This window comes from Paenibacillus sp. YSY-4.3, assembly GCF_054767475.1.
In genome coordinates this window covers 1,355,598-1,368,928 of the sequence record NZ_BAABMC010000001.1, presented here as the reverse complement: position 1 = coordinate 1,368,928, position 13,331 = coordinate 1,355,598, and the positions used below count along the sequence as shown (strand labels likewise).

The 13,331-nt window shown below is 46.6% G+C and carries 10 protein-coding genes; 3 read left to right on the top strand and 7 right to left on the bottom strand.

Going from position 1 to position 13,331, the window contains the following annotated elements; translation table 11 throughout:
* Positions 1–116 precede the first annotated feature (116 nt).
* From ACYUJT_RS06355 to ACYUJT_RS06335, 5 genes are all read right to left on the bottom strand, one after another.
* Positions 117–536: a hypothetical protein gene (locus ACYUJT_RS06355; protein ID WP_460319580.1), complete on the bottom strand. Its 420-nt coding sequence runs from the start codon at positions 534–536 to the stop codon at positions 117–119.
* Positions 537–658: 122 nt separating this feature from the next.
* A complete protein-coding gene (locus tag ACYUJT_RS06350; protein WP_460319579.1) occupies positions 659–1,774 on the bottom strand; it encodes a hypothetical protein in 1,116 nt (371 codons plus the stop codon).
* A 154-nt stretch (positions 1,775–1,928) separates the two neighbouring features.
* Positions 1,929–2,555 (bottom strand): DUF1796 family putative cysteine peptidase, encoded by a 627-nt coding sequence (locus tag ACYUJT_RS06345; protein ID WP_460319577.1) that lies wholly within the window; start codon positions 2,553–2,555, stop codon positions 1,929–1,931.
* A 520-nt stretch (positions 2,556–3,075) separates the two neighbouring features.
* Positions 3,076–4,914 carry a UbiD family decarboxylase gene (locus ACYUJT_RS06340; RefSeq protein ID WP_460319575.1) on the bottom strand — a complete coding sequence of 613 codons (1,839 nt, stop codon included), beginning with the start codon at positions 4,912–4,914 and terminating at the stop codon, positions 3,076–3,078.
* 215 nt (positions 4,915–5,129) lie between these two features.
* Entirely contained in the window at positions 5,130–6,614 is a 1,485-nt protein-coding gene (locus tag ACYUJT_RS06335; protein ID WP_460319574.1) for an MDR family MFS transporter, read from the bottom strand.
* 186 nt (positions 6,615–6,800) lie between these two features.
* Here ACYUJT_RS06335 and ACYUJT_RS06330 point away from each other — a divergent pair, with 186 nt between their 5' ends.
* On the top strand, positions 6,801–7,682 hold the full coding sequence (locus ACYUJT_RS06330; RefSeq protein ID WP_460319573.1) for a TetR/AcrR family transcriptional regulator: 882 nt from the start codon (positions 6,801–6,803) through the stop codon (positions 7,680–7,682).
* Positions 7,683–7,768: 86 nt separating this feature from the next.
* Here the strand turns inward: ACYUJT_RS06330 and ACYUJT_RS06325 are convergent, their stop codons facing one another.
* Entirely contained in the window at positions 7,769–8,488 is a 720-nt protein-coding gene (locus tag ACYUJT_RS06325; protein ID WP_460319572.1) for a YebC/PmpR family DNA-binding transcriptional regulator, read from the bottom strand.
* A 603-nt stretch (positions 8,489–9,091) separates the two neighbouring features.
* The gene (locus ACYUJT_RS06320; protein WP_460319570.1) at positions 9,092–10,282 is read right to left on the bottom strand and encodes a cytochrome P450 family protein; all 1,191 of its coding nucleotides are present in this window, start codon (positions 10,280–10,282) and stop codon (positions 9,092–9,094) included.
* 281 nt (positions 10,283–10,563) lie between these two features.
* Here ACYUJT_RS06320 and ACYUJT_RS06315 point away from each other — a divergent pair, with 281 nt between their 5' ends.
* A complete protein-coding gene (locus tag ACYUJT_RS06315; RefSeq protein WP_460319569.1) occupies positions 10,564–11,553 on the top strand; it encodes a Gfo/Idh/MocA family protein in 990 nt (329 codons plus the stop codon).
* 337 nt (positions 11,554–11,890) lie between these two features.
* Positions 11,891–13,330: a glycosyltransferase gene (locus ACYUJT_RS06310; protein ID WP_460319567.1), complete on the top strand. Its 1,440-nt coding sequence runs from the start codon at positions 11,891–11,893 to the stop codon at positions 13,328–13,330.
* Position 13,331: the final 1 nt, after the last annotated feature.

Here is a 13,331-nt window from a genome sequence, read left to right as displayed (position 1 = left end):
ATTTTTGGAAAAAATCTAATAAATAAAAAACATCTGTACTTTCCCCTTAAGATGCTAGAAATCAACGCATCAAAGAGAAATGTAAGATGTTTTAGGCAAATATATAGCACTTCCAATTATTTCATTTTATATAAATACCAGTGATTATCAAGTTCTTGCAAACTTGTGAGGTAAGGACTAACGGGTTGACCGCCTTCTTTTGAAAATACCAACCCTTGTGAAAATCCAAAATTAGAATCTTTAATAAAATAAACAAACGATTTATCTGCTGAGTGAATAGAATGATACCCCATTGAAAATAACTTAGATAAATCTAAATCAGAGTTAATATTCGAATCTAATTCGTAACTAATGTCCTCATCATTTAATAGTACTTTATTTGCAATGTTATCAAAAAGAGATCGATGACTATTAAAATCATTAACAATAGAATCTTCAATCCTTGTTTTTCCATCATTATTGGTTCGCAGTAAGGAAATGAATAAAATTATAATTATTAGAGCAAATAGACTGAGCATTATAATATTTCTTTTCAAACTGAATCACCTCAGTTCTACAAGCCCTATAATTGAATTCAATACGCTGAGATTGCAGGCCAGTCTTCCTGGAGGAATCATAGCTGAGATGACTCCCCGCATTCACAGCATATGACAACCGCCTAGTTCTGGGGTACAACTTCCACAGCGGCAGATGCCACTTCTCGCCCATTAACCAGCAGAACGATGCGGTGTTCGCCAGGGTAATGGCGGCGGGTCGTCAAATCCTTCCAGCTATGCTTCCGTGATCCTGTCAGCCGGGTTCCGCCTGGCAAATCTCTATCGACTAAACGAAATAGCTTGCGCGATGTCTGTCCATTCGCCTTCACAAAATCGATGCCGTATTCCATCCGCACCCGTAGGAAATCACCTTTGCGAAAGCGAATGTCATACGCGAGCTCGCTGTTCTCGCCGATCGCAACTATGGCTTTGTCCACCGACAATGCAGCATCAGAAACTAACGGCGTCGCCTCTACATCCGCCGTATCCGTATAGCCGAATAGCTTCATAATATCAGGATCGGCTTTGCGGATTAAGTTGCGGCAGGCATGCCTGACGATCCAGTCGGTGTCCGGATGTTCGCCAAGCCATTCGCAGGCCAATCGAATTACAACGGATGGATGATCCTTCGTAATATCATTCAGGTTATTGGCCACGCTTTTTCGCACATATAATGACGGATCAGCCTTCAACTGCTCCAATAAGGGAAGCAGCGGGCCAGGGTCACGCTTAAACATCGGCAAGGCTTGTCCCCAAGGCAAACGCGGCCGGCAGCCTTCGCTGGAAAGACGGCGTACATGCTCATTATTATGCTTCGACCAAATCATCATTTGCTGCATCATCCGCTCTGGCTCCCGCAGCAGGAACGGCCGCACTGCGAATTCTGCGGATGATTTCGAGGTGAAACGTTCCAACGCTTGCATGGAAAGCTCCCAATGATCCTCCGCCTGACCATATACCTCTACAAAGTCGGGAAAAAACAAATACGGAAACCCTACGCATTCCTCATCAATTTTATACAGTACCTTGAGCGCCTCTTCATAATTGCCAGGAAGAAACCGTCCCAGCGTGGAGCTAATTTTTCGTATTCTGGCTTTTAGTTCTAGCTCGTCCCATGGCTCAGCCAGTACATCTGCGATAAATGTAGCTCCCTCAAACGGGCTATAAACTCGCTTCACCTTTTCAGCGAAGCCGCTTAGAAACTCTTCGTTATACATTAACTTTAACGGCTCAGCCATCCTATAATTCCTCCCTCTCTAAATACAAGTTCCTCCAACCATATTAAAGCAACAACTGTACAGATTGCTACTATAAAAATGGTACAAAAAAAGAGACCAGACTACGCATCTGCTCTCTTTCTCCAACATGCCTTTTGCTAGGGTAAATGCCCCGTTACTTATGAATTAATGACACCCCACGAAAGGCATCATTCCAATACGAATCACGAAAAAATTCATCATCTACATCGAGATTTACATCTACACTGCAAATACCGTCATCCATCCAATTATGCTCTAAGAGTCTACCTTCTCTCGTATAGTTTATAACTAATACATTCGTCTTGCCTTTGACTAAAGAAGCCAGGCTGTCTCTCAAACGCACCGCATCCTCATAGCTGCAGCGCTCGCGAACAAACAAAGCCGAATCTGCTTGGGCTGCCAGGCTCATGAAGCGGCTGATGCGTCTGTCTAATTTCTCTTTAAATTCAGAATAATTTGTGATTATCTCGGTCCCGCCAGAGCATGGAAAGTCGTGAAAGGAATGCGCTTTGTATTCCGTGTCTTGAACCGAAAAAAATCCATTATGGTTGCCGAGGATCTTTAAATTTTGTTCCTCCATATATCCTTGAAAACGATTGTCCAACAGACGAATTAAATCTCTTGTTTCATGGATAATCACCCAATCGACAGGTCCCGAAAAGCTTCTGAGCGATAACCTCTTTAATTGATATGCCACCATGCAGTTATAACCAAGGCTCATAACAAGATCATATGGGCGTTGCAGTTCAGACAGTCTCATCGTCATACCTCCCCCAAGGATACAGCTCTCTAATATCATATTCACGCCTCATACTAGGAAACTAGATATTAGGAGGGGGGCAAACAAATATTTTAGAAGAGTAGATTCATGACTATATTAGTTGACCCCGCTAGATTCTTTAGATGATATAGGTTCAAACTCTCGAAGCAGCTTCCTTTCTGAAAGATTTCATCTTATATAGTCCCTTATTTTCATAGGGTGGTTTTGAGGGTTAGTGGGACTGGTCATCCGCTAACGGACAGGAGATCTGCTATTTGTTGAAATAGGCTTCTTTCTCTGTGCTTACGGACGCTGGTTCCGTTATTCGACCAAATTGATTCCAATAAACAGGTTTTATAGATCAATAGCGGAACGCAGGTCCGTTAGCTCTCAAGATTCCTCGTTATTTCACAAATAGCGTCCCCTGTGTCCATTTGGGATTGCATATATCCAGTTGCCCAGCCCAGCCACCCAAGCCACACAGCCGGCGACAAACCGACGACAACCAACTACCTCAAATCTACCCTATCTTTATTCCGCCAAGACTCGCTCCTTTAACAAACAAGCGCTCGATGTTCTTCTCTACCGCCGGGTCAGGAATGAGCGGCGGTGCTTGATGAGGCTTGCTGCGGGCATCGATAATAACGTTGTCGCACGCCCAATGCTTGTTATCGTAATAGCTGTTCACTCCATAAATGTCGTGAGACGGATTGCTGCGCGTGAAGGTCACCCACAGGAAATTGCTCAGGGATGCGCTCAGAAACTCGCTGTCGTCACATAGAATAATCATCGGGCAGGATGGGAATTCTCCTCTAGCCGCGATCGCCTTGCTTAATTCTTCGATTTCCCGATTCGCGCTGACATAATCCTTGAAGGCAGGTCCTTGCATAGCGACGATGCCCGGCATGACGAAACGGACATTTTCGTAGCCGCGAATTTCCTTCAGCCCGTCAGGCAGCTCTGTGCACAGCTCCCTTTTCTTCTCCCCATATGCCGCAAAAACAACCTTGCTCCCGGTATTTAGTCCCGTGCCGGAATAATCCAATGTATCGATCGTCGTATTCGTATGAAAATGGATATCCCGGTGCAGGTCGATGCGCTCCAGGATATAGCTCAAGAATTCAACTTCCCGATACGTGCTGAGCGGCTGCTTCTCTTCCGCGGTAATAAACAAATATTTCGCCAAGCTCAGCTGATTCGTACCTAGAATATGATTGGCAATGGTCAACAGCTCGGCTGGCTGCTTAACCTCCTGATACGGCGTATAGCGCTCACTGCCGATTGCGAACAGCAGCGGGTGCACACCCGCCGCATCAACCGCCTGAACCTCCTTCACGCCTGGAACCTCCAGCTTAACGGCATCACCAGTCAGCTCATGGATCAGCTCACCAAACGCCGTATCCTCCTGCGGAGGCCGTCCGACAACCGTAAACGGCCAGATGGCATTTGGCTTGGCATACACTTTGTGTACCTTCATGACGGGGAATGGGTGAATTAAGCTGTAGTATCCCAGATGATCGCCAAAAGGTCCTTCCGGCTTCGTCTCCCCGGGATGGATTTCGCCCGTAATGACGAAATCGGCGTCATGGCTGATGCAATAGCCGTCGACATACCCGTAGCGAAAACGCCGCCCGGAGAGCATTCCGGCAATTGTCAGCTCGCTCATCCCTTCCGGCAGCGGCATGACGGCGGCTAGTGAATGCGCTGGATGCCCGCCGACAAAGCAGCTTACCTTCAACGGCATCCCCTGCTTATTAGCCTTGTCCTGATGAATGCCGATTCCGCGGTGGATTTGATAATGCATGCCGACGTCTTTGTTGATCTCATAGTCGTTGCCGCTAAGCTGCACGCGGTACATGCCCAGATTGGAATTCATGATGCCCGGCTTGTCCGGATCTTCCGTATACACCTGCGGCAGCGTAATGAACGCGCCTCCGTCCATCGGCCAGTGTTGAATTTGCGGCAAATCCGAGATTTGTATCTCCTGCATGCCGGACGGCAGGCCCCCTGGCTTCTTGAACGGCAGCGCGGTCAGCGCAGCCAGGCCTGAGCTCATGCTTTGCAGGGGCTTCTTTAATGCTTTCATCGGATCATTGCGTAAAGCAATGACGTTCTCTGCGGCCTGCCAGGTATTGCGAAAAATGAATTTGCTCCGCTCGATCGTTCCGAACAGATTAGAGACGGCCCGATACTTCGTGCCCTTAACATTCTCAAATAATAATGCCGGGCCTCCAGCTTCATAGACGCGCAAATGAATCGCGGCCATCTCTAAATAAGGGTCTACTTCCTCGCGAATACGGACCAAATGTCCGTGCCTTTCCAAGTCAACTACACATTCTTCCAAATTGCGATACTTCATATGTATACTCCATCCATTCTCCAGAGATATTCGTTCTAACGCGGCTGTTTCAGCATCATGGATGCTTTCCTCATGATAACATATCAGAAGCGGAGCGGAGTAGTTTAATAGCTGACTCACTTGTGAACAATGTCAAAATAACGCGAACCGAACATATAAAAGGCCCCCAAATCTTCTGCAAGACAGAAGTCTGAGGGCCGATAGCTCGATCCTGCTTAATGTGAAATCATTGCTTTGGCATCCGGCATCGACTCGTTCTCGGATAGCTCATCCTCCGATTTGTTCCGCGGCTTGCGCAGCAGAATGCTGAGCAGCAGTCCGGAAACCGCAATGCATGCCGTCACAAAGAAGGTTTCGCCAAAGGCTAATGTAGAGCTCGCCATGATATCTCCGGCTGTCTCCGGTGCAGTCATATGCTTCGTAATATTGGAAGTTAAATAGCCCGTCAATCCAGCGATAGCAAAGGAAGTAACGACCTGCTGCGTCGCCGAGGTCAACGGAGTGACCCGGTTCACGAGCTTGCGCGGTGCCGAATTTAATATATGCGTATTCAGCGGCATCATCGTCATGCCCATGCCTGCCCCCATGAGTATGAGCGGCACTACAACCATGATCATCGGGGTATCCACCTTGATCTGCGAGAGCAGGAACAACGCCGTGGAAATCAAAGTGAGGCCTGTCATGGCGAGCGGACGCGCTCCCCATTTATCAAACAACCTTCCGCTGATCGGCATCATGGTCATAGAAGCCAGCGCTTGGGCTAACGTCGTGAACCCGCTTTGCAGCGGCGTAAATCCCCTTACGTTCTGCAAATAGAGCGGCACCATCAGAATCGCGCCGAACAGCGCGACTTGCATGATCCAGGACAAAAGCACACCCCTAGTGAAATCAGAAGACCCGAAGACACGCAGCTCGAGCAGCGGTTCCTTCTTGTTCAATTCTACGATGATGAAAATAATGAGTGCAATGCCTCCGACAAGTAGTGCCGTTAACGTAACCGGGGAAGACCAGTCCGTTCCTCCTTCATTTACGCCAAAAGCCAGCGTTGCAAACGCGATCGGTGCCAGGATCATCCCCAGGATATCCAGTCCGGGAACCTTCTTGCTCTCAAACTTAGGCAGAAATTTAATACCGACAATGATCGCGGCGATGCCGATCGGCAGGTTAATCAGGAAAATCCAATGCCATGAAGCGACTTTAATTAACCAGCCCGACAAAATCGGTCCCGAAGCTGGCGCAAGCAGCATCGGAATGCCCAGCATCCCCATGACAGCCCCTCTCTTGTCGGGAGGAGCCAGCTTGAACACCATCGCCATGCCGATTGGGGCAACCATCCCCCCGCCTAGTCCTTGAATAACCCGAAAAATAACGAGCTGCTCGGCGGTCTGAGCCAAAGAGCACAGCACAGATCCTAGCGTAAACAACGTAATCGTAATCAAGAATACCTTCTTTGCCCCATACTTATCCGTCATCCAGCCTGCCAGCGGAATAACGGCGGATAACGCCAAGGTATACCCCGTAATCGTCCATTGGATGGCCTTTAGCGAGGTGCCGAAAAATTGCTGCAAATTCGGTATCGCTACATTTATGACCGTACTATCGAGAATAACCATGATCATTCCCAGAATAACAGCCAGCAGAGGCGCTATTAACGACTTAATAGAGAACTCTGCCGGTTCATTGATGGCGTCTTTGGACATCGGTTTGTTTTCTCTCCATTCTCTTTGTAATGGTTTCCCCAAATATATGTTAGGATATATAGTGGAAACAAAATAACTCGTCATGACTACTTGGTTTTTAAGAAAACCACCCGGTCATTGAATACAATAATTCTACTTAAATTTGAAGCAATGTCAAACATTTTTTTAGGGAAAAGAGTGAGGGTTTTGAGTGTAACTAAGCAGAAAATTCTGGATTCGGCCATGCGTTTCTTTTTGGAAAAGGGTTATCTTGCTACCTCGATCCAGAACATTGCTGACGACTGCGGCGTAGCCAAAGGCTCCTTGTATAATTTCTTCAGCTCAAAGGAAGACATCCTGATTGAAATTTTAATATCGCAGCAGGAATGCATGATTGAGCGGAAGGAACAAATCCAAAGCGATGAGACGCTCTCCTCGAAGGAGATTTTTATCCGTGAAACGGAGTGCCAATGCGAATTTTTCTTGAATAACCATTACATGATGCAGGAAATGAAGAAATTCTCGACGCCTGACGGCAAGGTTGCTCCAATACTGTATCAAATGAGAGCCAGCCTGCTCAAAAGCAACATCGAGAGCCTCATTCGGGTTTTTGGTGAAGGAATCCGCTCCAACGTCTGGGATCTTGTCTTCATTTATAATGGAATCATTCGCGAAATTATCTTCCTGATGGTATTCGAGAATAGGTTTCTGATTCTTCGCGATGTGGCTCAGTTTATCGTACATTGCATGGAAGATATGGCTACGAATACACAGGCGGCCAGCAGACTTCCGCTGCTCAAACAAGAAGATATGGAAGCCTACATGCAATCTGCCCTGCAGGGAGAGTCTATTTGTAAACGCCGCAGACTGCCCGACCTGCTTAATGATCTTATGACCACCATTCCTGAGCTGCAGATTACAAATTTCAAAAAAGCCGAGCTGCAGGAAGCCGCCGAACTGCTCCAGGAAGCACTGCAGGCGGAGCAGCACAAACCAGTATTGATCCGCTCGCTAATCGGATTCATGGAGAAGGAGCACGCTCTTCGCCAGGTGCTGAAGCAAATCGAAAAGCTCGTGTTCGAGGGCTGATATTGCTCATATAGAACAGAAAAAAGCAGCTTAAATCTCTGAAACCAGAGAATTTAAGCTGCTTTATTTTGTATGGGTAGCCAGGATTAATCCTCGAGCTCCACGTTATGATATACTTGCTGCACGTCTTCCAAATCCTCCAGCGCGTCGATCAATTTCTCGAATTGCGCCTGCACGTCCTCCGATAGACTAACATAGTTCTGAGCCAGCATCGTCAGCTCCGCCACGGTAAACTCCGAAATGCCTGCAGCGCGGAAAGCCTCCTGTACCGCGTGGAATTGATCCGGTTCTGCATAGACGATAACGTTGTCCTCTTCGTCGATGATATCCCTGACGTCCAGGTCGGCTTCCATCAAAATCTCGAAAACTTCATCAATCGTTTTGTCCGCTACGCCAATGACCGCCGTGGCATCGAACATATAGGATACCGAGCCGCTTACCCCCATGCTTCCGCCGTTTTTGTTGAAAGCCGAGCGTACTTCGGGTGCCGTCCGGTTTACGTTATTCGTCAAGGTGTCTACAATGACCATCGAACCGTTTGGCCCAAAGCCCTCATAACGCAGCTCTACATAAGTTTCTTCCGAGCTGCCTTTAGCCTTGTCCAATGCACGGTCGATAATCGCCTTAGGCACGTTATACGTTTTCGCGCGTTCAAGCACGACCTTCAATGCCCGGTTCGATTCAGGATCCGGCTCCCCTTTCTTGGCAGCCACGTAAATCTCGACGCCAAACTTCGCATATATACGACTCGTATTCGCATCCTTCGATGCTTTCTTTTCTTTAATATTATTCCATTTACGACCCATGTTGTTCCCGCTTTCTTATATTATTTTACGTTCCTATTATAACATCTTCCGCCAGTTTGAAAAATTGTGGATCGCTATGAGTAACAAAAAGGGACTGACAAATAAGTCCCAAAAATAAAAACCGGACGAAAAACGCGCGGAACGAGCGGTTGTTAAGGATGTGGCCAAATAAGCTATAGCTTCGTACTGCGTACCATCCAGAAGTATTGCTACCTTTTATGTACTAATAGCTCTGGGAGCAGCAGCAGCCCGCAGGAACATTCTACTTACCCTACACCCATTTTTAATAGTTCAACACTTATCTAAATGGATTTATAGTAGTTAGTTTCTACAACCAAGAAGACAATGTAAATTTAAATGGATTTCATGCCGTTAGAAGATGGTAATTTGCCAATCATCGAATGAATTCTTGATTATAGCTGCATAAAATCCACCTAATCTCCTTGAGCATTCGTTTAGAGCATAATTAGATAAATGAAATCCATTTAGTGTACAACAGCTAAGTATCCGGCAACTTTTATAAGAGAAACTAAAGGAAGGGGGCGCCCCTAAGTCATCTATGATCACTTGAGGGACACCCCCTTGGCACTATGCCCTTACGACCTACGCCAAATATAACGGCATTTCCTTAACCCCCCGGACGATCATTCCCGGCCGCCATTCCAGCTCGCTTACATCGGCTTTGAGTCGAATATTCGGATATCGCTTCAGCAGGGTGTTGATCGCGATCTCCCCTTCCAGCCGGGCGAGCGGCGCACCAAGACATAGATGAATTCCTTTGCCAAAGGCCAGATGTGGGCTCTTCTCCCTTGAAATATCAAAGAGATCGGGATCATTGAACTGCTCCGGGTCCCGGTTTGCCGAGCTCAGGGAAATAATTACTGATTCTCCCCTTTTCATGGATACACCCTTGAACTCAAGATCCTCTCTGACCCAACGGCCAGTACTGAATTCAACGGGACCGTTGTACCGCAGCATTTCTTCGATCGCCGTATGAATCAGCTCGGGCCGGCTCTGCAGTAAACGAAGCTGATCCGGATGCTGGAGCAGCGCAAGCATGCCGTTGCCGATCAAATTGACGGTCGTTTCGTGACCAGCAATAATGAGCAGCATAACAAGATTATACAGCTCATTCTCCGTGAGCCGATCTCCTTGTTCCTCCGCAATAATTAATTGGCTGATCAAATCATTGCCCGGCTGTTTTCTGACTTTAGAAAACCAGTCCGCCAAATACTCCCTGAACTCCATGATTAAATCACGCACGTCCTCATCAGGTTCCTGGCCAGAACGCTCGATAAGCGCATTCGACCAGACCCGAAACTTATCTCGATCCGATTCCGGCACGCCCAGCATTTCGCTGATCACGATGATCGGCAGTGGGAATGCGTATTCATCGATCAGATTGATCGTCTCCTGGCCTTCCACCGCCACCAACAGCTCATCCGCGATTTGCTGGATCCGTCCTCTCATGCCGGAAATCAGCTGCGGCGTAAACGCTTGTTGTACCAATCCTCTCAATCTCTTATGATCCGGCGGATCGGAGAACAACATATTATTATTGACAAAGAGCATATCTCTTTCAATCCCAGCATTTTTCATATCCTTCACAAAACGAGAATCTTTCAAAGCTTCAACAGCATCGCTGTACCTGGTGATGATCCAGCCATAATGCCCATCGGGAAACAGCATACGCATAATCGGCTCTTTCTCTCTCATTTGCTCATAGGTCGGAAACGGATTTTCTGTGAATGCTTCAGAAAACAGATTTTCGCTTAAAGACGGATTGGTCTGCATGACAATAGTCTCCTCTCTCCCTCATTTGAAATTGTAGAGCAGCTACAAGGAAATATTACCATGCTGTTCATTGAAATAGCAAATAAACTCAAATTATCCTATTTTTGTATAATAACCCACTCATGATAAAAGTGTCGGCCAAAATAAGCGGAATTGGAGACACAGCCAATCCGACCGCAAACGGTTAAGCCGGGGTTCAGCCTACTATTCGACTTAGCTGTTCATACGATCGATCAACTGGTATCCTTATATGGAAGCGTGCTGAAAGGAGCAAAATTAATATGAACATCGCAACGATAGGAACAGGCTTTATTGTCGATACCTTCCTGGCTGCCGCAAGACAAATCGAGAATGTCAACTGCGTGGCCATGCACTCACGTAAGGAGGAGACAGCCCGGCCGCTCGCCGATAAATACGGTATTTCCGTGATTTATACAGAGCTTGAAGCTCTCATGGGAGATCCCTTTATCGATTTCGTGTACATCGCCTCCCCGAACAGCCTGCATTATGAGCAGACCCGCATGGCGCTGGAGCATGGCAAACACGTCATCTGCGAAAAACCCTTTACCTCGACGATCGATGAGCTCAATCAGCTCATTGAGCTCGCAAAGCAGAATAACCGGATGCTGTTCGAAGCCATTACGACCCTGCATCTGCCGAATTACAAGCTGGCTAAAGAACATCTGGATAAGCTCGGAACGATCAAATTCATCCAATGCAATTACAGCCAATATTCGAGCAGATACAATCAGCTGTTAAACGGCGAGACGCCAAACGTATTCAGCACTCGGTTCTCCGGTGGCGCACTCACCGATATCAACATTTACAATCTGCACTTTGTCATGAATATGTTCGGCGAGCCTCAATCGGTAAGCTACACAGCAAATATGCACCCGAACGGCATAGATACCTCAGGTGTCCTGGTATTGAAATACCCCGAATTTATTGCGGAATGCGTAGGCTCCAAAGATACGAACGGCATGAATTTTGTGCTCATTCAAGGCGAGCAGGGCTATCTTCATGTAGAGCGCGGGGCAAATGGCTGCCGCAAGCTGATTTTGCATGCCAACGGCCAGGAAATCGAATTAAACGCACAAACGAATGATAATTTGCTTTACTATGAACTGGCTGCCTTCAAGCAAATGTATGAAACGCAAAACTTCGAGCAGTGCTATAAGCTGTTAGAGCATAGCCGTTCTGTCATCGAAACGGTTGTTCAAGCCCGTCAGGATGCGGGAATTGTTTTTGACGCCGACAATCTGGGCAGATAACTGCAGGAATGGCCGAGATCATTGCCGTTACTTCGATAGCCACATTTTTCCCTATATACATAGGACAGAATTCGTATCGTAACACAGCCTGTCCAATGGCGAACCAGGCGTTTCCGTAACGGCAATGGTCTTTCATGTATAATAATTGGCGTCCCCCCCGTATAACCCAATCCCTTCCGCCCTCTTCACCCAATCCAAAACAGCCGTCAGTTGTTCGGGCTCTATTTCATACCCATTTTTAAATGAATAGTCTAACAAATAAACACATCTGTATCATTCATCATATAAAGATATATGGAGGACTACCAAATAGGAGAGGAGAATGACGCCATAGGCCATGGATTCTCATAAAATTTGCTTCATTTATTGCGTTAGCCAACAGGAACTACTTCAAGAATCGCTTCGCCATATTTCGGCTCTTCACATCCCCGACGGATTCGAAATTGAAATCATTTCGGTTTCCGGAGCTCAGAGTATGACCTCCGGCTACAATAAGGCTATGTATAAGTCTGATGCGAAATATAAAGTTTATTTGCATCAGGATGTCTACATCATCCATGAGAATTTCATTAATGATATGATTCAAATTTTTCAGCAGCATCCAAATCTCGGACTTATGGGAGTCATCGGTTCTGCTTATATCCCGCCAAGCGGAATGTGGTGGGATGCCGCAGAGAAATACGGTCAGGTTTACGGCAGCCACTCCGGCAAGATGGAACTCCTTGCTTTCAATAACAGTGAAAAGGGTCGCTCTTATCAGCCCGCTGCTGCGGTCGATGGATTGCTGATCATGACACAGCTGGATATTCCTTGGCGCGAAGATTTATTTCAGGACTGGGATTTTTATGACTTATCACAGTGCATGGAATTTGCTAGGGCCGGTTATGAGGTTGGCATCCCTTCTCAGGACACCGCTTGGACTGTTCATGATTGCGGGGTCGCTGATTTGTCCAATTACGAGGAAAATCGCATACGGTTTATCCAGGAATATGATCAGGATATCCGCAAGAACTTTATTTTTTATTATGAGAAGAAGTTAAATGAATTCGTACTTGCGCCTGCCGCATGTAACATAGCGGACTTGTCCTTAATCGAGAAGCATTCTCAGGAATATGAGGTGAGCATCGACCCCAAAAAAGCAATTAAAAAGGAGCGCTGGAAAAGAATGAATTTTAGTGGCGAATATCAGTTTTCCGAATTGCTTGAAATCATCAAGACTACGGAAGGTTACTTAATGGAGCTCGAAATTCTAGCCCTCCTCCATTTACCTTTACTTGTAGATCATCTTGATGGTGAAATCGTTGAAATCGGTACCTTCAAAGGCAAAAGTGCGATAGCACTGGGTCTAAGCAGTCAATATCTAACAACACGCAAACGTCCCGTTCACATCATCGATCCCTTCTACCACCCTGCTTTACCTGCAAACTATGAAATTGATTTTGACGAAAACATCCGAAATGCCGGCCTGGAACCTCACATTCACAAAATAAAAAAACCTAGCCAAGAGGCTTACGACGACTGTCCTACCGAAATCGCAGCGCTCTTCGTTGACGGAGACCATAGTTACGAAGGGGTCGTTCACGATATTATCCACTATGCTTCAAGGGTGGTTCCTGGAGGAATCATTGCTTTTCATGATTACTCTTATAAACATTGCCCTGGATATGAATGGGCAGAGCTTCCTGGTGTCACGAGAGCGGTTGATGAAATGTGCGCAAGAGATGAGTATGCTTATTTATGCGACTATAACAGCATGCGGCTTGTCCGTAAGCTGTAAG

Bases quoted from the DNA above. Each gene is read 5' to 3' on its own strand.
- ACYUJT_RS06340 (WP_460319575.1), bottom strand. From the start codon at position 4,914: ATGAAGTATCGCAATTTGGAAGAATGTGTAGTTGACTTGGAAAGGCAC.
- ACYUJT_RS06325 (WP_460319572.1), bottom strand. From the start codon at position 8,488: ATGGGTCGTAAATGGAATAATATTAAAGAAAAGAAAGCATCGAAGGAT.
- ACYUJT_RS06335 (WP_460319574.1), bottom strand. From the start codon at position 6,614: ATGTCCAAAGACGCCATCAATGAACCGGCAGAGTTCTCTATTAAGTCG.
- ACYUJT_RS06320 (WP_460319570.1), bottom strand. From the start codon at position 10,282: ATGCAGACCAATCCGTCTTTAAGCGAAAATCTGTTTTCTGAAGCATTC.
- ACYUJT_RS06315 (WP_460319569.1), top strand. From the start codon at position 10,564: ATGAACATCGCAACGATAGGAACAGGCTTTATTGTCGATACCTTCCTG.
- ACYUJT_RS06350 (WP_460319579.1), bottom strand. From the start codon at position 1,774: ATGGCTGAGCCGTTAAAGTTAATGTATAACGAAGAGTTTCTAAGCGGC.
- ACYUJT_RS06345 (WP_460319577.1), bottom strand. From the start codon at position 2,555: ATGAGACTGTCTGAACTGCAACGCCCATATGATCTTGTTATGAGCCTT.
- ACYUJT_RS06310 (WP_460319567.1), top strand. From the start codon at position 11,891: ATGGATTCTCATAAAATTTGCTTCATTTATTGCGTTAGCCAACAGGAA.